The 22,379-nt window shown below is 65.1% G+C and carries 17 protein-coding genes; 4 read left to right on the top strand and 13 right to left on the bottom strand.

The genetic code is table 11. From position 1 onward, the window contains the following. Positions 1–109: 109 nt before the first annotated feature. Both I41_RS23980 and I41_RS23975 read right to left on the bottom strand, forming a co-directional pair. Positions 110–1,549, bottom strand: coding sequence for an aminotransferase class I/II-fold pyridoxal phosphate-dependent enzyme (locus I41_RS23980; protein ID WP_168207124.1), 1,440 nt, complete (start codon positions 1,547–1,549; stop codon positions 110–112). Between the two features lie 440 nt (positions 1,550–1,989). Then, a complete protein-coding gene (locus I41_RS23975) occupies positions 1,990–3,471 on the bottom strand; it encodes a DUF3326 domain-containing protein (RefSeq protein WP_145435556.1) in 1,482 nt (493 codons plus the stop codon). Between the two features lie 784 nt (positions 3,472–4,255). Between I41_RS23975 and I41_RS23970 the strand changes: the two genes are divergently transcribed. From I41_RS23970 to I41_RS23960, 3 genes are all read left to right on the top strand, one after another. Then, positions 4,256–5,452 carry a zinc-binding metallopeptidase family protein gene (locus I41_RS23970; RefSeq protein WP_145435555.1) on the top strand — a complete coding sequence of 399 codons (1,197 nt, stop codon included), beginning with the start codon at positions 4,256–4,258 and terminating at the stop codon, positions 5,450–5,452. Positions 5,453–5,818: 366 nt separating this feature from the next. After that, positions 5,819–7,741 (top strand): polymorphic toxin-type HINT domain-containing protein, encoded by a 1,923-nt coding sequence (locus tag I41_RS23965; RefSeq protein WP_145435554.1) that lies wholly within the window; start codon positions 5,819–5,821, stop codon positions 7,739–7,741. Positions 7,742–7,881: 140 nt separating this feature from the next. Further along, positions 7,882–9,870 carry a polymorphic toxin-type HINT domain-containing protein gene (locus I41_RS23960; RefSeq protein WP_145435553.1) on the top strand — a complete coding sequence of 663 codons (1,989 nt, stop codon included), beginning with the start codon at positions 7,882–7,884 and terminating at the stop codon, positions 9,868–9,870. 77 nt (positions 9,871–9,947) lie between these two features. Here the strand turns inward: I41_RS23960 and I41_RS23955 are convergent, their stop codons facing one another. Both I41_RS23955 and I41_RS23950 read right to left on the bottom strand, forming a co-directional pair. After that, on the bottom strand, positions 9,948–10,787 hold the full coding sequence (locus tag I41_RS23955) for a hypothetical protein (protein ID WP_145435552.1): 840 nt from the start codon (positions 10,785–10,787) through the stop codon (positions 9,948–9,950). A gap of 155 nt (positions 10,788–10,942) precedes the next feature. Further along, the gene (locus I41_RS23950; RefSeq protein ID WP_145435551.1) at positions 10,943–12,640 is read right to left on the bottom strand and encodes a hypothetical protein; all 1,698 of its coding nucleotides are present in this window, start codon (positions 12,638–12,640) and stop codon (positions 10,943–10,945) included. A gap of 227 nt (positions 12,641–12,867) precedes the next feature. Here I41_RS23950 and I41_RS23945 point away from each other — a divergent pair, with 227 nt between their 5' ends. Then, entirely contained in the window at positions 12,868–13,164 is a 297-nt protein-coding gene (locus I41_RS23945; RefSeq protein WP_145435550.1) for a hypothetical protein, read from the top strand. A 34-nt stretch (positions 13,165–13,198) separates the two neighbouring features. On the opposite strand, the gene I41_RS23940 is transcribed toward I41_RS23945, so the two are convergent. The 9 genes from I41_RS23940 to I41_RS23900 all read right to left on the bottom strand — a co-directional run bounded on the left by I41_RS23940 (position 13,199) and on the right by I41_RS23900 (position 22,334). After that, on the bottom strand, positions 13,199–13,618 hold the full coding sequence (locus tag I41_RS23940; protein WP_145435549.1) for a Sec-independent protein translocase subunit TatA/TatB: 420 nt from the start codon (positions 13,616–13,618) through the stop codon (positions 13,199–13,201). A 93-nt stretch (positions 13,619–13,711) separates the two neighbouring features. Beyond that, a complete protein-coding gene (locus I41_RS23935; protein ID WP_145435548.1) occupies positions 13,712–13,939 on the bottom strand; it encodes a twin-arginine translocase TatA/TatE family subunit in 228 nt (75 codons plus the stop codon). A gap of 310 nt (positions 13,940–14,249) precedes the next feature. Then, positions 14,250–16,121, bottom strand: coding sequence for a prenyltransferase/squalene oxidase repeat-containing protein (locus I41_RS23930; protein WP_145435547.1), 1,872 nt, complete (start codon positions 16,119–16,121; stop codon positions 14,250–14,252). Between the two features lie 3 nt (positions 16,122–16,124). Next, on the bottom strand, positions 16,125–16,556 hold the full coding sequence (locus I41_RS23925; protein WP_145435546.1) for an ExbD/TolR family protein: 432 nt from the start codon (positions 16,554–16,556) through the stop codon (positions 16,125–16,127). A 121-nt stretch (positions 16,557–16,677) separates the two neighbouring features. Beyond that, a complete protein-coding gene (locus I41_RS23920; RefSeq protein ID WP_145435545.1) occupies positions 16,678–17,499 on the bottom strand; it encodes a MotA/TolQ/ExbB proton channel family protein in 822 nt (273 codons plus the stop codon). Positions 17,500–17,584: 85 nt separating this feature from the next. Further along, positions 17,585–18,160, bottom strand: coding sequence for a hypothetical protein (locus tag I41_RS23915; RefSeq protein WP_145435544.1), 576 nt, complete (start codon positions 18,158–18,160; stop codon positions 17,585–17,587). A gap of 406 nt (positions 18,161–18,566) precedes the next feature. Then, the gene (locus tag I41_RS23910; protein ID WP_145435543.1) at positions 18,567–19,358 is read right to left on the bottom strand and encodes a BON domain-containing protein; all 792 of its coding nucleotides are present in this window, start codon (positions 19,356–19,358) and stop codon (positions 18,567–18,569) included. A gap of 452 nt (positions 19,359–19,810) precedes the next feature. Further along, a complete protein-coding gene (locus tag I41_RS23905; RefSeq protein ID WP_145435542.1) occupies positions 19,811–20,188 on the bottom strand; it encodes a hypothetical protein in 378 nt (125 codons plus the stop codon). Positions 20,189–20,396: 208 nt separating this feature from the next. Continuing rightward, positions 20,397–22,334 (bottom strand): TlpA disulfide reductase family protein, encoded by a 1,938-nt coding sequence (locus I41_RS23900; protein WP_145435541.1) that lies wholly within the window; start codon positions 22,332–22,334, stop codon positions 20,397–20,399. Positions 22,335–22,379 lie beyond the last annotated feature (45 nt).

The following is a 22,379-nucleotide window of genomic DNA, read 5'->3' as shown; positions in this document are numbered from 1 at the left end:
GGTGACCGGCGCTCGGTGACTGCTGAACGGGTCAAAAACCCCGTGGACGAGCACGCGTCGACGTCGCATCGGCATCTGCTTTTCCCGCTCATGCTTCACCGATCACCAGTCACGGGCGACGCACCCGGATTGTCGCTAAGGTCGGATCTGAGGCATAGCAATGCGCCCCGCCTGCGAGCAGAGAGCGGCAAACCGCAACGATCTCCGCCGTCACTTCTTCACCCGGCATCAAGAGCGGAATCCCCGGCGGATAAAACATGATGCTCTCCGCGCAAACGCGGCCGATCGACTCGGCGAGCGGCACGGCCAGCTTCGGTCCGAGCGCCGCCTCGCGCGGCGTCATCGCCAGCGGCGGCACGGCAGGTTGTAACAGGTGCGTCGCCTCCGCAATCGCCGAAGCCTGAGCCGCTCGCGGCTTCGCGCTCACCTCGCGCAACCCCGCCAGCAACCGCTCCTTCGCCGCGACGTCGTCGCTCGGACCCAACACGAGCACGATGTTGTACCAGTCCGACAATTCATCCTCGATCTGATACTCTTGTCGCAGCAATAGCTCCGCGTCATACCCCGTCCACCCAGCGCCGGCGACGTTGACTGCCAGCCGCAACGGATCGCGCCGATGGCCGGCTAGCCGCGGATCGTCGGCAGGATCGAGCACGCGCAGTCCGGGCAAGGCGTTGATCTCCGCGGCGAGCTGCTCAGCGTCGGCCACCGCCTGGGCAAAGAGCGCGGCGCCTGCTTGCGCCATGAACCGGCGCGTGACGTCCATCGACACGAGTTGCAGGTAGTTGGGACTCGTCGTCTGCAGCAGATTGAACGCATCACGCACCTGCTCCGCGCTCACTGGCGAATCGTGCCCGACGTGCAACTGCGCCGTCCCCACGAGCGAGCCGAGCGTCTTGTGGCAACTCTGCGCCGCCAGGCTCGCCCCGCTCCGCATCGCCGAAGTCGGTGCGCTCCCCGCCGGCAGGAAGTTAAGGTGCGGCCCGTGGGCTTCGTCGATCAGCAGCGGCACATTGTATTGGCGGCACACGGCGACGACGTCGTCGAGCTCGCGCGCCAAACCGTAGTAGCTCGGCCGCGTCAGCAGCACCGCCGAGACCGGCCCTTCCGCCAGCGCGGCGGCGACTGTCTCGCCGGTGACGCTCAGCGCTCCCGACTGCGGCAAGACGTCATGACGCAAAAACTTCGGCCGCGCGCCGGAGAGGACCAGCGCCGACGCCACGGAGCGATGCACATTGCGCGGCAACAGAATCGTGCCGCCGGGCGGCACGGCCGCGAGGATCATCGCCGCGATCACGGTGGTCGCCCCGCCGCCGGTGTAGAACGTCGCCGCCGCGCCGAACAGCTCCGCCGCGAGCTCTTGCGCTTCCTGCACGCAGTGCGTCGGATGGAGCAGATTGTCGGTCGCCGTCATCGCCGGCAGGTCGTAGTCGAACACCCCCTGGCCCCACAGATCGACCAGCTCCGGCGGCGCAAAGCGTCCCCCCTTATGCCCCGGCGTGTGGAACGGGTAGGTCCCGCCGGCAATATACGAGCGCAGCGTCTCCAATATTGGAGCTCGCGATTGATCCAAAGCAACGTTCTGACGAGTCGAATGATTCAACGTCTTTTCACACTCCCCCCAGAAAAAGCCAATGAGCCCCCGGTTCTTCAAACCGGGGGCCGAACGGCCATCCATGCCGTAACGAATGCCAGCGCCACCCCCGGGTTTGAATGAAGCTTATTCAATTGCCATCATCCATCGCATTTACCACAGAGCACACAGAGGCCACAGAGAAGACGAGTAAGAGCATATGCCCTAAATCTTCCTCTGTGCTCTCTGTCTGCTCTGTGGTTAAGGCGTTAACCGTGAAGTATTTCGAGAATGATGGCAGTTGAATAAGCTTCGAATAACCGGGTGGCTAGTAAAAAAACAATGGCTGGGGCGGCGAGTCGGCCATCCCCAGCCATTGAGTCGTTTCACTTCGGTCCGTCGACAACGGCAGGCAATTACGCCTTCGAGCCGTTCACCACGTGACCATTGGCATGGCCGTTCGACTTCGCCTTCGGACCGGCGAGGGTCGACTTGCCGTTGCCATTGGCCGAGCCGTTGCCATTGGCCGAGCCATTGCTCGCCGCTGCCTTGGTGACCTTGGTCGCCTTGGCAACCGTCGAGAATCGCTCGATCCGCATCGGCTGCATCGGACGCACCAGCGTCGAGGTCGAGACGCCGCTACGCATGGCCGCCATGATGCCGGCCGCTTCGTAGTAGTTCTCGGCGTACTTCAACTGGCCCTTGCGGAACGGCAGTTCGCTCAGGTCGTTCCGCATTAGGTTCGTGTTGTTGCGAACCGCGATGACGGGAATCCCTTGCTCGATGGCCGCCAGCGTCGGCAGACCGACGCAGCCGTCCGGAATCACCAGGCACGAGACGTCTTCGGCCGTCAGGGTCGACGGGTCGTAAGCGCCGGTCACGTTGGTGATGACGCGCGGAGCCCGGTTCAGCCCCTTCAGGACGCAGAACAGATAGGTGCTGCTGATCACCTCGGCCGCCTTGCGCGGGTCGACGACGCCCCAGCGCTCGGTGCGGATCGCCTCGCTCGACATCGTCGGCGCGTGAGCCGTCGGCACGTCGAGCACCGTGCTGGTGGTGTGGGTCAGTACCGCTTCGACGCCGCCCCACGGGTTCGGGCCGCCCTCGCCAAAGTAGGCGCGGTGCAACTCGACCGTGTCGATGTGCGGCGTGATGCGGGTCGCCAGGGCCACCGCGTCGTAGCTGCCGCGCTTCGACTGCAGCATGTCGAGCAGCGCCTGGAGGCCGTTGATGGCTCCGGTGACGCGACCCGAATCGGCGACGCCGGTCCGCATCTCGAGGCCTTCCTCGAGGACGACCACTTCGTCGATGTCCATGCCGAGCGTCGCCCGGGCGCCTTCGGCGCAGTTGATCGTGTTGTCGACGACGTGCGGAGCGTCGGGACGCTCCTCAGTCACCAACAGCACGCGGTTCTGACGAACCTTCTGCAGCCCGATCGTGCCCATCATCAAACGGCAGATCAGCGAGCCTTCCGCGTAGAGGCTGTTCTCGGCCTGCTCGTTGATGTCCGACGCGTTCACCACGTTCGGGTGGATCACCAGGTTGTCGCACTGCGAGGCGATCAGCCGGGCCGCCGGGGTCGCGTCGCCGGCGTGGCCGCCGATGGCGCAGTCGACGCCGGTCGGGATCAACATCACCGCGTTGAACTTGTCGGTCCGCTCGCCCTTGCGTTGGCGATAGTCGAAGACCGACGACGGCAGCATCGACTTCGGGCTCGTCAGGTCCCCCAGCGCTTCCAACTCGCAGACATGGCCCAGGCGGTTCTTGCCCACCATCGCCACGCGGATCGGAGCCGCCTTCTTGCCGCACGCTTCAGCGACGGCTTTCTGCAAGCTGGCAATCGGCGAGCCGCTCTTCAGCCAGCCGGGGACGATCACTTCTTGTTCGAATACCTTCATAGCAGAGGCCTCCTTCCTGGGGCATAGCCGGCCAACGGAGGGCGCGACCAGGGGCAACCACAGAGCAGTGTAAAGTGGTGCAGCCAGACAACCTTGCCCGAGGGGTCGCTTGCAAGGCGACCTGGTACGCGGCCCACGGCGGCGTGGTGACTTACGCGTTGTTACGCCCGATGACGTCGGGCCCGTTGTTCGGCTTCCGGCTCGGCCAGAAGGTGCTGCGAAACGGCTAGTCCCAAGGCGGGGACTAGAGCGGAGACTGGCGGCTGCAGAGTAATCCACTCTCAGGCCGACAACACAAGGGCTGGTTCAGACGACTCAACGTCTGAGGCGACCCCTCCAGCGAGAGCAGAGGGCGACGCGGATGCGGAGGGCGGAACGGTCGATCCAACAGCGCACCAAGCTCGACAGCTTGGCCAAACGGCAAGAGACGGCGACGAAATATTCCTGGGAGGTCGCTGTCAACTCAGGAGAGGCCTTTTGGGTGCGAGGTTTGGTCGTTCGACCGCGATAGGAAACCACCTTCTTGAGGGGGCGCTTGAGCTAGCTATACGTGATGACCAGCTCAATGGTTTGCAGATTATCGACTTTGGACAAGGCGTGCAATTGGAGATTTGGCGAAAAATGCTGACGTCCTCCAGCGAGCCTGGGCGTCCCGCCCCCGGCAGCCAGGAGCCAGGAGCCAGCGGGCAGCGGCTCTCGGCGCCATCCGCCACCCGAAGACCGAACTCCAAACCCCGACCCCTCCTCACTCCCCCTCGGCACGACATTAGCCTAGCATGCCCGCATGAGACTCTTTTACTGCGATAACTGCCGGCGTACCGTCTTCTTCGAAAACTTTCGCTGCGTGAAATGCGACCGCACGCTCGCTTACCTGCCAGAGTTGAGCGAAATCGTTTCGCTCAAACCGGCTGGCGACGACCGCTGGACCCCCGAAGCCCCCGAAGCCGGCGGTCGCTGCTATCGCCTCTGCGAGAACTACGCCGAGAAGAACGTTTGCAACTGGGCCGTCCCCGCCGATCAGGAGGAGCCTCTCTGCGAGTCGTGCCTCCTGACCGAAACGATCCCCGACCTCGCCCAGCCCGGACACCACGAAGCATGGTACGCGCTCGAAGTCGCCAAGCGTCGCCTCGTTTACAGTCTGCTGGCCCTGGGACTGCCGGTCGTTCCCAAGTCGGTCGATCCTGAGCAGGGACTCGAGTTTCACTTTCTCGCCGACCCGCCGGTGATCGACGAAGACCATCCCGCGGTTCTCACTGGTCATGCCAACGGCGTCATCACCGTCAATCTAGCGGAGGCCGACGACGCCGAGCGCGAGAAACGCCGCGTCGCCATGCGCGAGCCCTACCGGACCCTGCTGGGACACTTCCGCCACGAGGTCGGCCACTATTATTGGGATCGCCTCATCCGCGACAGCGGCTGGCTCGACGAGTGCCGCGCTCTCTTCGGCGACGATCAAGAAGATTACGCCGAGGCCCTCAACCGGCATTATCAGAATGGTCCGCGTCCCGACTGGCAGTCGCAGTTCGTCTCGGCCTACGCCAGCGTCCACGCCTGGGAAGACTGGGCCGAAACCTGGGCCCACTATCTCCACATCACCGACACGCTCGAGACCGCCACGGCTTGCGGCTTAGCGCTACGCCCCCAAGCCCCCAACGCTCGCCGCGTCAAACCGCGCTTCTCTCTCGAAAAGGCCGAGCACGCCTCGTTTGACGACATGATGGACGACTGGTTTGCCATGACCTACGTCCTCAACAGCCTCAACCGCGGCCTGGGCCTCAAGGACATGTATCCCTTCGTCCTCGCTCAGCCAGCGGTCGAAAAGCTCCGCTTCGTCCACCGTGTCTGCACTGAGTCGGCCCCGCCGCAGGCTGCCACGCCAGTTGTCCAGCAACAGACCATTGCGCCGGCGGCAGATCTTCCGGAATCGTTGCCATCTTCGACTGCTACCGGTCAAGCAAAACCGCTGAGGACCGCTACCTAGGCACGTTGTCCGCCGCCACACAAACTGACAACGACTGACGGCCAATTGACGACACGCCCAGAGCACGTCGTCTTCTTTAGCGCCTTTGCCGCAGCCCGCCGCCAGCGCCGAACCGCTTGCCGCATAAAACGTTGCCGCAACTGCCGCCAGCGCGCCGGCTTAGTCGGCACGCGTCTTGCATCCGGTTCTGGGTGCTTGGCGCGGCTCCCAGTCGCGGCGAGATCGCTAGCCAATGTGGTTGTCGTCGGCGCGCGCCCGGCAACTGACGTCACGGATTCAAGTTCCGTCTTTCGCTCCGCTGACGTTATGCTTCAGTCGGTGCGTTGCTAAAACCAATCGTCTCACTCCCCCGCGGGCGAGGTTGTCATGAAGGCGTCGTTCTTGTCTGGTAGCCGCTGGCTGGCGGCGATCCTGCCATTGCTCCTGGCCGGCCAGAGCAGCGGCGCCAAACCTCAGCCGCAGCCCGCGCCACCGCTCGCCGCCGCCCCGGACGAGGTCCAACTCGCCAAGGACAAGTACCTCTCGCCAGAGGTGCTGGCAGCGGCGCGGCTCACCTCCGAAGCGATTGCCGCCCGCCTGTCGGGCGACGAGCGGCGCCGCGACGATCTGCTGGAGCAAGCGCTCAAGCTCGCCCCCGACTACGGCCCCGCCCGCTGGCAGCACGGCGAAGTGATGTTCGAACGCAAGTGGCGTACCCCCGAAGCCGTCGCCGCGCGAGTCGCCAAGGATCAAAACTACGTCGAATACCTGCACCGCCGCGCCCCGTTCAATGCGACGACGGTCAGCCACGAAGAACTCGCCCGCTGGTGCTATCGCGAAGGCCTGGAGTATCAGGAACGCTTCCACTGGGTCAACGTGCTCAGCGCCAATCCCTCCCACCCTTTGGGGCGCGAGCGGCTCCACGTCCAGCCTTACGCCGGCGCCCTCTACGCCCCCGAGCAGATCGCGGCGCATGAACTGAAGATGTCCGCCGCACAGCAGAAGTTCGACGAACTCCGCCCAAAGTTCCTCGACCTCTGCCGGCGCGTCGCCGCCGGCCAGGCGGACGAGGCCAAACCGGCCCTTGAAGAACTCCGCCAAGTCAGCGACCTCCGCGCAATGACTGCGCTCGAATCGGCCGTCGCCGAAGTCAACGAGGACGTTGCGGATGAAACGGCGCTCCTTCTTTCCACCTGCGTCGTCGAGGCGCTTGGTCGCGTCGATCACCCCCTCACCACGCGGCGGCTGCTCGACTACGCCATCTTCGCCCTCCATCCCGATCTGCGGGCCCTCGCCGGCGAGGAGCTCAAGTCCCGACCCCTCACCGATTTCGTTCCGCAACTAATGGGAGCTCTCACGGCGCCGATCCAGGCTCGGATCAACTCATTCGTTCATCGCGGCGACGACTTCACCGTCATGTTCGATGCGAACTACTACCAAGCCGGTCCGCTGGCCGACGTCACCTCCAGCAGCACGCATATCACCCAGGTCGTCCAAATCGGCGGCATCTACGGCCCAAACGGGTCTGACGGTCCGCGCACGCGCGCCACCAAGGTCGGCGTGGAGTCGAACGCCGCGTTCCGCGCAGCCGCCGCACGGCAACAGGTGCGCCAGGCCAACGACGACATCGCCCAGCGCAACTTGCGCATCCGCGAAGTTCTGTCGAACGTCTTCGAGGCCGATCTCGGCCAGGATCCTCGCGCCTACTGGGATTCGTGGACCGCCTACAACGAGCTCTACATGCCCGAGCATCCGGTCTACCAGCTTTCCGACAGCTCGCAGAATAGCTATTGCCGGATCATGTCCTGTTTCGCGCCCGGAACGATCGTCTGGACCCAGGCCGGCCCGCGCCCCATCGAACACGTCGTCGTCGGCGACATGGTCCTCGCGCAGCATCCCTCGACCGGCGAACTCGCCTACCGCAGCGTCCTTGATCGAACCCTTCGCCCACCGGCGAAGATGGTGAGCATCGACGCCGGCGGCGAGACGATCGTCGCCACGCTCGGTCATCGCTTCTGGGTGCAGGGCCAGGGCTGGGTGATGGCGAAGCAGCTTGAGCAAAACGTCGGCGTCAATGGACTCGACGGCACGGTCAGAGTCGCCGGGTTTGAATCCGTTCCGACGACCGCCTCCACCGAGGCCTACAATCTCGTGATCGACGACTTCCATACGTTCTTCGTCGGCGACGCCCGCGTGCTGGTCCACGACAACTCCTGTCCGCAGCCGACCGCATCGAAAACGCCGGGCCAGGTCGCCGTCGCCGAAACGCTGGCCGTGGCCGCCACGCTCCAAACGGCAAAGCCTGAGTGAACGGGCCGGGATCGCGACCGTCCCTCCAATCCCCGAATTCCCCGAGGAATTGCGACCAACTTGTCCCGCGACCGGCGCGGCTGTTAAGCTACCCCTCGGAACAACATCGACTCGTTTTTTCTTTTACGAGGTCAAGAGGCATGGCCAAGAACATCGTGGCGCTCTTGCTGAGCGCTCCCGCCCGGTCGATTGCGCTAACTACGGCGATGGCGCTAAGCACTGGGACTCCGCCGTCGGCCATGGCAGCCGAAGCCAAGCCGTCCTCAACCCCGAGCGCCGACTATCCGAAGCACGCCCCTCGCCTGGTCGAGCAGGCCCTCGCCGCCAGCCTCGCCGGCAACGTCGACGAGCGGGCGACGCTGCTCAAGCGCGCCGCCGCGGCCGACGCCGACTACTCTCCGGCCCGCTGGCAGCAAGGTCAACTCAAGTTCGACGGCCAGTGGCGCACCCCCGCGCAAGTCGCCGAACACGTCAACGCCGACGAGCGTTGGCAAGACTACCAATCGCTCCGCGCCGTCGCCGGCCAGTCGCCCGTCGATCATCAGCAACTCGCCCGCTGGTGCATGCGCAACCAACTCTCCGCGGAAGAGCGTTACCACTGGGCCAACGTCATCCTCGCTGATCCCAATCACGATCAGGCCCGGCAGCGCTTAGGACTTCTCGAGTTCCAAGGGGGGCTCTACACGCGCGAGCAGGTCGCCGCCGAGAAAGCGCGTCGCGAACAGGCCGAACGCGATCTCGCCCGCTTCAAGCCCAAGTTTCTTGAGCTTTGCCGCGATGCGACCAGCGATCTGAAGTCCGTCCGCGAGCGGGCGCTCGCCGACCTCCGCGCCACCGACGATCCCGCCGCCATTCCGGGCTTGCGCGAGGCCGTCCGCCGCACCCTCGAGACCTCCGCCGGCAAGGCCCGTCGCAGCGAGCTCGTCCTCGGGATGACCGCAGCGCTGGCGAACATGCCGCAACACGTCGCCACGCTCAATTTGTTGGAACTTGCCGTTTCGTCGACTCTTCCCGAAGTTCGCCAAGCGGCGGCCGAGGCCCTTCGTCCTCGCCCCGCCACCGATTACGTCCCCTTGCTGATGGCCGCCCTCCAGGCCCCGATCGAAGCTGAAGTCGACGTGATCGCCGCCCCCGACGGCACGGTCCGCATGGTCGAGACGCTCATCCAGCAGCAGCCGCTGCGCAAGATCGCCGAAAAGCGCAGCACCAATTTCGAAGTCGCCGGCGCCTTCGGCCGCAACAAGGCCAAGACCGACATGGGCGCCGTGCTCAACCGGCACCTCGCCACCGCCTCGTCGCGCGCCGACGTCACGCAGTCGCGCGTCGAAGTCGCCAACGCCGCGGCCCAGGAACGCAACGAGCGGATTCAAGCCGTATTGAAAATCACGCTTGGCGCCGAGGCGACCCCCGCCGACGTGACCGCCTGGTGGGAAGCCTGGAAAGATTACAATGAACTCCAGTACGACGCCTCCGTCACCGATTACGAGAGCAACGTCAACGACACCTATGTCTACGCCTACGAACAAGCCCCGCGGATGGCGGCTGCCCGCGCCGGCGAAGGCGCCGGCGGCCAACGCCCGCAGGGCGAACCTCGCGCCGCCGCGCGCCGCACGCACGAGTGCTTCGCCGCCGGCACGCTCGTCTGGCTGCAATCCGGCCCGACCCCCATCGAGCGAGTCCGCGTCGGCGACCTGGTGCTCGCCCAGCAACCGACCACCGGCGAACTCGCCTATCGCCCCGTCCTCGAAACCACCGTCAGCGCCGCCGCTCCCGTCGTCCGCGTCAAGCTACCCCATGAGGAGTTCGTCGCCACTCGCGGCCATCGCTTCTGGGTCGAAGGCGCCGGCTGGCTCATGGCCAAGGAACTGCCCGCCGCCGCCACGCTCCACGCCCTCAACGGCGGACTGAGCGTCGTCGCCGTCGAGCCGACTGACGAAGTCGATTGCTACAACCTCATCGTCGACGACTTTCACACCTTCGTCGTCGGCAAATCGCAGCTCCTTGTCCACGACAAGACCTGCCCGCAACCGACCATTGCGGTCACGCCCGGCTTGGCCGACCCGAAGTTAAAGCTCGAGAACGACGTCATTCGTTCGACGACCGAGCTGCTTTCCTCCGCCGTTAAGTAAGCAAAAGCGCGGCGGTGGGCCGACTTGCAGGCCGCTGGCTCGGCGGAGTGCGCGAAGCGCTGGTCGCTTGGGGCCCCTCACCTCGCTGCGCGCCGCCGCTCCTCCAGATACTCCCGCAGCCACCGCGTCTCCCCGCGCAGCCACATGAGCCCAACGACGTTAAAAACGGCCAGCGCCACAATCAACCCGTTGACCGTCAGCATCACGCCGCGCGAAATCTCGCCCGTTTCCCCCGCTTGCTCGCGCAGCATCACCACCAGGAACATCAACAAGAAGAGCCCCAACCCGCGGATCCCCAGCGTCGCCTTTGCGACGCACGTCTCCGGCCAGCGCCGGCAGCGCACGATCTCCCACGCGGTGAGCGCCAACTGATAGACCACGAGCCCCCCCAGGCTCCACTGCACGCTTCGCTCGGCGAGCAGCTCGCGCAGCCCAGGTCCCGGCCCGGCGTGCACGGCCAGCAGAATAAACAGCGTGCCGACGCCGCCGCACGCGAGGTCGACGAGCATCCCCAGGGCAGGCTGATGCTGCACGCGCAGATGTTCGGCCGCCGCCTCGCTCTCGCCCCGCCGCAGCGCGCCGACTACCACCCACACGTGCCAGTCGTCGAACTTCGCCGCCGCGAATCTTTCCACGGCCCCCGCCGCCGCCAGATACTTCACAAAGTCCAGCAACATCGCCGTCCATGTGCCAACGAGCAAGAACAACAACAGCTGATCGGCCGACCACCCGTACCAGAGCATGCCAACGATCGGCGTCCCGCCGATCAGCAACGTTTCGAACGCCTCGGCAAACGTCTCGCCGACGAACGCCGGCCCCCGCCGCGCGAGCGCCGCGGGCGCGTTCCGCTGGAACCGCTCCATCTCCGCCGCGGTAATCGGCGCCCGTTCCAGTTTTCCGTCTTCGCTGCGAGCCATCGCCCCCGTCCCAGTCGATCCTTTAGCCCCCGGTTCTTCAAACCGGGGGCGCCCCGGCAACGGTCCTCAAACCAGGGGCCACGCTTCCGCCAAAATAAAACAGGGGGCCGGGAACCGCGAGGACGGCTCCCGACCCCCCAAAGCACTTTACTCGCTTATCGCATCGCCGTCGCCAGCGCCACCGCTTCGACGATCGCCAGGTTGTTCGTCTCGTCGATTTCCCCGATCGCATCGGTGAAGTCGAGCGACACGAACACATGCGTCATCTCGCGCCGGGCGCCGCTGGCGTCCGTCATCTGCAGCGCCGCGGCGGGCAGCCGCAAGATCGCCTCGACCGCTTCGCCCGGGGCGACGCTCGCCACGTGCAACACCGCCCGCGGCGCATCTTCCGTCGCCGTTGCGCTCGTCCCGGCCAGCAGCACCACGTAGAAGTCCGTCGCCGCCGTCGAACCCTGATTGCGGAACTGCACCCGGTACGCCGGCCCGACAATCGCCGTGGCCTGCGCCGCGAGCTGCAAATCTTCGAGCACCAGGTCCGCATTGGAAAGCAGCGCCGGGGCGGCAGGCTCCGCACTTGCTTCAGTCGCGGCAGCAGCCGCGGGTTCCGCTGGAGCAAATTCCGCCGGAACGGCCTCGTCCGCAACCTCCATCGCCGGCGCCGGCAGTGCGCCGCCGCTCACCGGCCGATTGACCACAATCGAACGGGCGCCGGCAGGAATCGGCAGCGCCGCCACCGCTGACAAGTCCGGCTGTGCCGCGTCGACCGTTCCGACAATCCCCGCCGCCAGATCGGTCGCCGCGAGCGCCGCGTCGATCGCGGCGCCATTGTTCGCAACCGCGTTGGCTGGATCGGCGGCCGCTTGCTGAATCTGCTGCGCCACGTCGAGGGCGTCCCCCGCCAGTCCGTTCGCCGCCAAACCATTTTCGCCCAGTCCCGTCGCCGCCAGCGCCGCTCCGCCCGCCACGGCCGCGCCGTTAGTCAACTGCCCCTGGCCGACGGCTCCCTGGAGCTTCGACTTCACGACGGCGCCCACCGGAATGTTCACCGCCACTTGCGGCAATGCCGCGACGTCGTTCACTGCTTGCTTCAAATTCGGCGGCAGCGCCGGCAATCCCGTCGCCTGCGCAACGCGGCCCGCGCCGTCGACCAGCTTCGGCGGGATAGCGGCGACGACGTTCAGCGCATCGTGCGTCCGATTCGCCACGCCCGCCTTCAGATGTTCCAGACGTACCCCGTTGTTCGGCAGCAGTCCTGGAGCCCCGCCCGCGGCGATCTGGGTCGCCCCGGCGAATCGCGCGACCCCCTGGGCCACCGCGCCGTTGCCGGCGGCGGCGTTCGGCAACAGTCCCCCGGCGCCGATCCGATTCTGAACGGCATCCTGCGCCAGTCGTGCACGATTGACGGCCGACCCCGCCGCGTTCACGCCGCGCGTCGCCACGTTCTGTGCGACGCCCACCCCGCGGCTGGCCACGTTCTGAGCAACCCCCGCGCCGCGGCTCGCGACGTTCTGCGCCGCGTTGACGCCGCGCGCGGTAACGACTTGCGCCGCCCCGACGCCGCGGCCGGCCACATTCTGCGCCACGCCCACGCTGCGCGTCGCCGCGCCCCGAGCCACGGCCGCCCCTTGGGTGGCCGCACTCCGCGCGACGCCCGCACCCCGACTCGCGACGCTCCGCGCCGCCCCCAAACCCTGCGATGCGCGGCTCGCCGCGCTGCCCCCCACCGAGCGCGCAGCATTGAGCCCTCCGCCGACCATGTCGCTGAACCGACCGGCGTGAGCCTCCGCCCCCGTCGCCATCACGGCCACGAGCGCCAAGCATCGAGCTCGCTTCGAGAATATTGCAGTGAACATTTCTGATCTCGCTTCCAAATCTTCTGGGCCCTCACGACGACGACGTCGCCGCGTCACCTGCCGGAAAGCGAAGCCCAGCGCCGATTGTTACGGCGGGAGCAACAACTCCACCAAAATCGAGCCTCCGATCCCTTCCGCTCCCCCCGGATTGGTCCGCTTCAGCGACCAGTCGCCCCGCCAAATCGCGCTTTGGCGTGAGATCTCTTATCCAACATAAGGGGAAAAAGTTGATCCTACAAAACCACATCCGCGGCCGCCGCCGCGTGCTCGACGAAGCGAAAAAGGCCCGCCTCTGCGAGCTGATCGATCAGGAAAGCTACAGCGTCGAACAAGCGGCCGAGTCGCTCGACGTCTCCTTAAGAACCGTCCAGCGCGAACGCCGCTACGACCAAGACTTCGATCACGAAGTGCGGCTCGCCCTCCAGCAGTCGCCCGATCCCTTGGAGCTGATGGAACACGCCGCCGAAAAGAAGGCCAAAGCCGCCAGAAAGCGCGCCCAAGCCCAACGCCGCCGCGCGGCATGAACGCCCTTAGCACCCGGTTCATCAACCCACAGCGCTACGCCGCCCCGTGCGCGTCCTTCCGCTCGCCATCCTCGGTTCCCGCCGCCACCGTCCCGGTGGCAGGCGTGGTGGCGATCGGCACGGAAGAAACCACCGCGTCAGTCGCCGTCGACTTGCCGTCGTCCGTGGCGTCCTCGCGAGCAGTGGCGTCGTCATCAGGCACGTCGGTGACCGTATCCTGATGGAACTCAGGATAATATTGCAGCTTGCGCGGCGCGTCGTTCTCCGGCTCGGAGTAGATGACGTTGTTCAACTCGCTGCGAAAACCGTTGAGGTTCCGGCGGAACTCGGCGTACGCCTTGCCCCAGGTCTTTGCCACCTCGGGAAGGTCGCTGCCATACAGCAACAGCGCGACGATGGCGAGCAGGAGCATCTCGCCCATACCGAAGTTCAGAAATGCAAGCGGCAGAGGCATACGCGGCAGGCGGAGGATGAACCAGCGAGTGCGGCTCTTTGTGAAACGAAACGATGCGATAAACCTACGCGATCAACTCGGCGAGTTTCGCGCTTAGTCAACGCGCCGTTCATCAGCGCGACGTTGGTCCTCGATCGACGCGTCGGGTTCAGTCAGGCCTTCACCCTTGAGTCCCTTTTTGAACTCAGTGATGCCGAAACCCAGTGATCGCATCACCGAGGGCAAGCGCGTGCCGAACAGCAACAAGACCACCATCCCGAGGATGACCATCTCGAAGGGACCGGGAGCCCACGCCAGCAGATACAAACAAGAGTCAGACATTGCAGCCTCGGCAGTCGCGGCGAGCGGGGCCGGTGAGAAAATCGCGTGAATCCGTGCGACGACACGGCCGCAGACGCCCGCCAACTAGATTCAATTCTAACGGGGAGGGGGGGCGAGTCAAACCGCCCAAACCGCTTGCGCCGACAGCCTTTCCGACGATTCCAGTCCGAAAACCGGCACAATTGAACAACCTTGCCGCCGCGGGGTTGCGGAAAAGTAACTGGTGGAGAAGTCGCAATGACCGAGTCCCAATGACCAAGTAGGGCGTGGAGACGAATCCATTGGTCATTGAGGCTTGGTCATTGGTTACTCAGCGCGGCGGCATGGCCTGCCAGTCGGGTTGCGTCGCCACGTCGGTCGGACTCGCCTGCTCCTCCGGCGGCACGTAGCGGTAATACACCTCCAGACACAACGCCCCGAGCGCCGTCGTGAAGACGCGGCCCCCGTAACCCGACCAGATGCACGTCTCCGGCCACGAGCCATCCTTGTTCTGCATGGCCAGCAGCGTACGCGTCAGCGAATCGTTCCAGCGTCGCCACGCGTCGCCCGCTTCCGGGGTGACATGCTGAGCTCGGTGGAGCGCGAGCGTCGCATAGTACCAGTAATACAAGTTCACCTGCGCCGTCGACGGGGGCTCGGCCAGCAGCGAGTCAATTGCTTCGCGCAACGCGGCGGGCGTAAGCTCGCCGTCCGCGCGGCCAGTCACCAGTTGCCGACAGTAGAGCGCCTCGGCCGTCATGGTTCGCGTCGGTCGCGCCTCTTCGGGGCGATAGACCGCGAGGCCGCCCGACTGGCCCCGCTCGACCTGCCGCAAGAACCGATCGACCCGCGTCCAGATCACTGCCGGCACGGCGACCTCGCAGCGCTCGGCGCTGCGCAGGACCATCAACTGCCAGCCGAGTTGGCTCGTATCGCCGGTGTCGCCCGGTCGGTAGCGCCAGCCGCCGTCGGTCGGGTGCTGGGCGGCGATCGTGTAGCGCGCCGCGCCGCGCACCAGCGGCGCGAGCCGCTGGTCGCCCGTCATTGCCATTGTCTCGCTCACCGCAAAGGAGGCCATCGAATGACAGTACATGTGGGCGAACAATCCCGCGTCGCCGCCAAGGTTGCCGTCGCTTTGCTGCGTACGGCGCAGGAACTCGATGCCGCTGCCGACGTTGGGTTGATAGAGCCCTTCGCGATGCGTATGTCCCGCGCCGATGAACGCGAGCAGTGCCAAGCCGCTCACGCCTGTGTCTGCCCGAGCGCCGGCGCCCTGGCGATCTTGCCCCAGCACGTAGTACTCGCGGCCGGCGCCGTGCCGCTTCGCATCCCAGCGCCCGTCTTTCGACTGCGCGGCAGCGAGCCAGTTGAGCGCGGCGCGGACCGCCCCCTCCGTTTGCGTATTCCCGCCGCCCGCGGCGACCAGTTCCGCGCGATTGGCGGCGAACCGCGCCGCGTACGGCGCCGGCAATTGCGGCCGGGCGGGCAAGCTCACCGGCGAACCCGCGTCGCGAACCAGACTCGGCGCGGAGGTTTCGCTGTCAACAACGACAGTCTCGCCGGCGGCCGCCACTGCTGGCGTCGCGGCGATCAGAGGCTTCGCGACTTCGTCGGCTGGCGTCGCGTTTGGCGTCGTGTTTGGCGGCGGCGGCTCGTCGGCCGGCTCTGTCGGCGCGACGACAACGTCATCCTCGCCTTCACCAAGTGGAGATGGTTGGGCCGGTTCACTCTCCGTGGGGGTTGGCTCCGTCTTCGCCAAAAGCGGCGGCGCTTCGAGCGGCTCGGCCGGCGTCTCCTCTTTGTTGGCTTTCGCCGCGTCAGCCGCGGACTCACCCTCTGGTTCAGCCTCGAAGGCTTCGGCATCGAGCGCCGCCTGCTCGAAGGGCGTCGGCGCCGTCTGGTCCGACGTGGCGATCGCCTCCAGTTCGCTTGGCAGCAGCGCCACCTGAATGGGAGGCCCGTATCCCGGCCCGCCGTCGGCGCTCCCGGTAACGATGCGCACCGCCGCCGTCAGGCAAGCGAGCAGCACATGAACCCACAGCGAAAGGATCGCGCACTTCTGCCACGACTTGATTTCGCGAAGCCGCGTCCGCAACAGCCAGACGATCGCGATCGTCGCCGCCAGCAGACCGACCCACACGACGACCCAGAAGGTCGGCAGGTTCAGCAACGAGGCCAGGCATGGTGCGAGGTCGGCGGGCATCGCTCACCGCCTTCCGTTGGTCGCGCCTTGCGCGATTCGCACGCTGACCGAGAGTTGATTGATCCCTGCTTCCTTGCACGCGGCCAGGGCGTCGGCCACATGCTGGAACTCGCAGCCGGCGTCGCCGAGGATGACGACGCTGGTGGCCGGCTGCTCGGCCTTGGCGGCGGCGAGCTTCGTCGTGAGTTGCGCCAGCGTCACGTCCTCGCGATCGAGCGCGATCCGCCCGCCGGCGTAAACGGCGACGCTGCGCGACTTCGGCGCGGCGCTAGCGACGTCGGCCTTGGCGACTTCCGGCAGTCGGAGGTCGATGTCGCGCTGGGCGTCGCTGAACTTCGAGGCGCACATGAAGAAGACGATCAACAAGAAAACGACGTCGATCATCGGCGTCAGGTTGAGCGCCGGCAGCTCGTCTTGTTGAGTCTTGAGGGGCATGAATGCATTCAACACAGAGGACACAGAGAGCACAGTGAAAGACAGTTCGGTCAACTCTTGCTAAAGAACTTTCTCTGTGTCCTCTGTGATCTCTGTGTTGAAAAGTATTTTCTGGCGATGCTTACGCAGCCTTCTTCGCTTTCGCCGGGCGCGGCGGGCGATTGCGGCGATCTTCGAGTCCTTCGGCGGAGATCAAATGAACCAGGTCTTGGCCCTGGCGATCGATCTCCATCACCAACGCATCGACCCGACCCACGAAGTAGAGGTACAAGATGAGCGCCGGAATCGCGACGCAGAGTCCCGCCGCGGTTGACATCAGCGCCGTGCCGATGCCGCCGGCCAGGAGCTCAGGTCGCCCCATGGCCGAACTGCCGGCGATCTCGTTGAATGCTTCAATCATTCCCCACACGGTGCCCAGCAGTCCGAACAGCGGACAGACGGTTGAGATGCCGTTGATCGCGCGCAGGTATCGGCGCATCGAACTGGCGGCGCGCTCGCCCTCGTCCAGGATCGCCTGCTCGACTTCAACGGCAGGCTTGCCCCACTTACGCAGCGCGGCGGCGAAGACGTCGGCCACCATGCTTGAGTTTTCTTCGCACAACTCCAACGCGCCGTGGCGATCGACGGCGCCTTCGCTGATCTGCAGCAGGAAGCGCTCGACGAACAACTTGGGAATGATCCGGCTGCGCCGCAGCGCCATCGTCCGTTCGAACACCACCAGCAGCAGGACGAACGAGCAGACCACGATCGGAATCACCAGCGGCCCGCCGGCAATCAACACTTGCCAGAGGCTCGTCGTAGGAATGTTCGCCGGAGCGGCGGGAGCCGCTTCTAGCGGTTCCTGGGCGCTCGCCAAGCGCGTCATGAGCACGGCAAGAGTGCCGACGCTCGCCGGCAGCGCAGGTCGTCGAACGAATCTCGGCCATCTCTGCAAGCGATGCATGAGCTTTTCCTGCCTGACGCACAATAGCCTCGACCACTTTGGTCGAGGCTACTGCGATGATGAATCTCAAGACGTTCGAGATCGACTACGGTCCGTAAGGACTGCCGGCCCCGGTGTCGACGTTGCCGACCATGTGCAGATGGTTGTGGTCGACGTAAATTACTTCGCGAGCGTCTTCGTCGCGGAGGGTGTGCGGCACTGGCCAGCCGACGCGGCGGACATCCTCGTAGTAGACCGTGCACTTGTAGTGTGCGTGATGCTGCTGCGCGGGGCCGATCAGCGGATAGACGCGCGGCGGATCGATGTAGTCGGCGATCTTCTCTTTGACGATGCGAACGTTGTTGCGGTTCCGCTCGAACAAGAGCGGCACGCCGCCCTGGACAGGCCGAGCCTTTTCCATGGCACGCATCACTTCGTCGTCGCTCGGCGGATCGAGCGCGACGACTTCGGCGCCCGAAGTGATCGGGCCCAAGATCGGGGCGCGATCATACCGCTCGTGGTTCCAGAACTGGTCTTCGTGCTTCTTCTGCTGATACGCCGTGATCGGGATGGGAGTCGCCATCCAGCCAAGGCTGGGGCCCAGCGTGGTGCAGCCAGTGCTCCCCAGAGACACCAGGGCCATGGCGATCAGCAACGCGGTTGGGGCGATGTTACGACGCATCCTGCTAACCCTTCGATGAGTGGTTCGACAAGGACTTGGTTCGTTCGCTGCGAACGAAGCCAAGGCGATCGACCGCGGCCCACTGACCTCTGCGGTCTCTTCAGAGAGTGATATCGAGTGATTCTGGGTAAAACTTGCGGGATATTCGGATTGAATCGACAAAAAGTTGCGAGCAGCCAGTTGCGAGTTGCTAGCAGCGCAGTCGCGAGTCGCGAGTTGCGAGTTGCGAGAAGGGGAGGTGCTGTCATTCCGAGCGGAGCGAGGAATCTTGCGGACCCCTCGGAGTACCTCGGGGTGACAGGCTTCCTGCTCGCAACTCGCGACTCAAAACTAAAAACCCCTGTCGACCGAGCTCGGTCGACAGGGGCGGAGGCTTTCCATGCAAGTCATCAAACGACGTGGACGATTAGTGGCAGTCCTTGCAGTCTTTGAAGTCGAGGAACCACCAGCCGTCGTCCCATTCCAGCGTCACCTTGCGCCACCCGAGCGGCACTTGCGGATAGGGATAGAACGGACCGATGTACGGCCAAGCCGAAGCCGAGTATTGCTTCGGATAGGTGACGGCCGCATAGTTCGGGTGAGCGGCGTAGCTAGGCCACGCGTACCCTGGCATCTGTGGATTCTCGTAGTTCACCGCTTGGCCAGCGGCAGCCGGCACGGGGCCAGCTCCCATCGGGCCGCCCATGCCCATCCCGCCTGGTCCGCCTGGGCCCATGCCCATCTCGGCGCCGGGAGGGCAGTAGCCGGCCGTCTGGACGTTCGGACCCATCGTGCGAGCGTACGGCAGCGGCGCGCCAGCATTGCCGGCGTTAGGCTGAGCGACGCGACGCATCTGCGGAACGTTGTTCTGAGCTTGGTACTGAGGTGGCTGTTGGAGGCTGCTGGCAGGACGAACCGCCTCGTTCGGTTGGCCCCCCTTCACGTCGAGCTTGCAGATCACGCGTTCGACCCCTTCGCTTTCGCGAGCGATCTGTTCGGCGATCTCCTTCTGCTCGGCGCTGGTGACGGTGCCCATCAGCCACGCGACGCCGTTCTGATACTTGACGCCGACGCGGTAGTCCTTGAGATGCCCGCTCTCTTTCATGTTCTGGGCAATTTGCTGAGCGATGGCGCGGTCGCCGGCCGATTCGGCCGAGACGCGGCTCGCAGGGCCCCACGCCAGCGTGGCGATCGCGAGGCCAAGAATCACTTTTCGCATGGTCCCCCTCCTGGGATAGTCTTTTTGCTAGCGAGCAAGCGTTCCCCTCATGGGTTCGCGTTCGCCAGCCTTTGTCTCGTATGGCTTGGAACAAGCGAGTGCATTGGCGCCTCTGATTTGAGAGGCGTTGGGGCACTGTGGACTAGCCGAACCGCCGAGCAGTTCGGTGACGGGGCGCATCGCGACGCCGCGCAGTTGTGGGCGCTTTCCCCACGGCGCGAGGCTCCGTCTGGATACAAGTTTCGGCAGGAGAGGGCGCCGAAAGGGAGTCTTTTTCCGATTTTGCGGATGAATCGGAAAATGCCGCCGCGAAGAGGCGGAAGAGGGGTCGGCAGAGTGGGCGCGGCCGGCGCCATTAATGACGAATGACGCAAACCGAATGACGAGTGACGAATGTGGAGCGAGCGTCCCCCACTCGTCATGGGGGCCTCAGCATTCGTTATTTGCTCCGTTTAGGCGGGATCGTGCTGCTGGCAGCGGAAATCGGCTACCGCCACGACGATCATCGCGGCCAGCGTAGCGCCGGAAATCGTCCAGAGCGACCAGGCGAATTGTTCGCCAGCCAGCGTCGCGACCGCGACGCCGGCCAGGCCAAGCAGGAAGGCGCCTTGCAGCGGGCCCTCGGCGGCCGTGTCGGCGTAAAAGCGGACGAGGCAGGCGACGATCAATCCGAACAGATGGATGGCAATCCATCCAACTTGCAGCGAGCTAGCGTAATCCATGGTGGGGCCGAGATCCTTCTCGTTCCTTGTCGCGGGGAGCGGGCGGGGGACGTCGCAACGGCGCATCTTGCGCAGTAGGTGCGGCGGGTCAAACGGGCGAGACGACATGACGCCGACTCGCGGTGGGAAGCGTCGAATGCGATCGGCATGCCAATCGTGAGGAAGCGAGTTTTTCCGAGCTTTTTTCGGACCTCGAGTGAAGCTTTTACAATTGCGGGGAACATGCAACCGCTATCGCGCGGCGCGGTTCAGCCAATCGTCAAAGCCACCAGCAGGGCTGGTGGCTTTGACTCGATCCGTTGCGGTCTCTCCGAGCTCATTTCGCCGGCGCGGCATTGGCGACGCGCGACTCCATCAGCTTTTTGATCTCATCTTCCAGTTCGGTGATCTGGAGATTCGTGTTGACGACGTCGCCCTTGTCGTCCACGAGAATCGTCATCGGCAGCGTGATGATCCCCATCTCGTTGGCCAGTCGGCTCTCGAAGCCGCCCGGCTCGAACAACTGCTTCCAACGAACGTTCTGGTTTTCGGCGAGGAACTTCGTCACTTCATCCTTCGAGTAATCGAGGTTCACGCCGATCACGTCGAACTTGGCGCCGCCGTACTTCTTGAAGAGGTCGGCAATCGTCTCCGCGTCCGTCTTCGCCGTGGGCGAGGAGGACGACCAGTAGTGGATCAGCACGACTTTGCCGCCGTATTGCGCGAGGTCGACTTCCCCGCCCTGCAGCGCCGTTCCTTTGAGCGGAATCTTCTTGCCCGTCGACGTGAGCCGCTGGATGGCGCCCTGCGCCTTGGCGGCGTTGGGGCTCTTGGCGAAGTCGGTCACCAGACGGCGGTACCACTTCTCGGCCGCTTCATTGTCGCTGTTGAATTCGCTCGCCATCGACAGCTGTAACAGCGCCTCGGCGACGTGGTCGCCGGTCTTGTGCTTGTCGACGAACTCTTCGAGCTGCTTGAGCCATGCTTCCTGAATCTTGGCGTAGTCGGCCTTCGGTTCGGCGATCGCCTTGCCCCACGCGGCTTGCATGCGGCGGAACTCGACGTGCGTCCGCAGGTCGTCGCTCGCCTTCTCTTCGGCCAGCTTCGCTTCGAGCTTTTCGAGCCGTTCGATCCCGTCGGGATAGCTGCCGTCTTGCACGGCGAAGCTGATCATGTCGGACATTTGCTGCAGCCACTGCTCGCGCTCCGCGGGCTCCTTCGCGATGCCGGCGAGTTGTTCCAGCAGGTCGGCGCGTTGCGTGTTGAGCGCGGGTTTCTTGTCTTCCGCTGCTGACGCAAGCTCGTCATCGACCTTCTGGATCGCTTCGATCAGCTTCTGCATCTCTTCGGTCGGCTCGTTGCCGGCCAGCTGCTCTTGCCCCGGTTGCGGCTGCGGTTGCGCGCCGGCGGAGTCGTAGAAGAAGCCGGCCAACGCCGCATTGCCGCCGCCGAGCGCGGGGCCGTCGATCAGCTTCCAGGAGCCGTCGACGTTGACCATGCTGCCAATCTGCACCTGTTGCGGCTGTTCGCCCGCGAGCACCATCGCCCAGACGTCTTCGTAGACGGTGAGGTCCTTCGTGCTGCCGCGCGTGCCGGCCGGCACGCTGCCGGGGCGGAGGCCGCCGAAGTCCGCAAACTCGGCCTTCGCGTCGATTTTTCCCTCGCCAGCAAGCTTGGCGAATGTCTTGGGCGCCTCGGCGATCCGCGCCGTCAGCTTGTCGTTCAGTTCCTTCGACAGGCCAAGCTTGTTCACGTCATCCGCGGTCAGCAGCAGCCGGGCGAAGCGCGTCGCGTCCTTCGTCCGCAGAGCGGCGATCACTTCTTCAGACGCCTCCTCCGGCGAAATCTGCTTCCACGCATCGAGCTTGCCGTCTTCGTTTTTGTCGATGCCCCAGCGCGCGCCGCCGGTGTGGAACCAGCGATATTGGTCCGCCTTGCCATTGAAGTTCAAGTCGCCGTCGCGGTAGACCTCGAGGCCGTTCTTGTAGTAGCTCCAGGTGTCGACGACGTTGTCGCCGTTGGAGTCGGAGAACTGGCGCAGGATCACGCCGTTCGGATCGCGGACGACCCAGGCGGTGACCTTACCGATCTTCTCGGGGTTGATTTTGCAATTCTTTGCGTCGGCGGCGGGGGGGATGTCGTACTCAATCCCCGGTTGCACCGGCGCCAGCTTCAGGGCGTCTTCGGCGGTGGGAGCGGCTGCTTGCACCGTCGAGGCGAGTGACAGCAGGCCAGCGGCAAGCAACGACGAACGGCCAAGGGTACGGGAGGGCATGCCTGGAATCCTTCGGGTCGGGAACAGTAGCGCCGCCGCGGAACA

Origin of the sequence: Lacipirellula limnantheis (assembly GCF_007746075.1) — a bacterium.
Lineage (GTDB): Bacteria > Planctomycetota > Planctomycetia > Pirellulales > Lacipirellulaceae > Lacipirellula > Lacipirellula limnantheis.
Note: the sequence above shows the minus strand (reverse complement) of the source record. Positions and strands in the feature narration are given on the sequence as shown.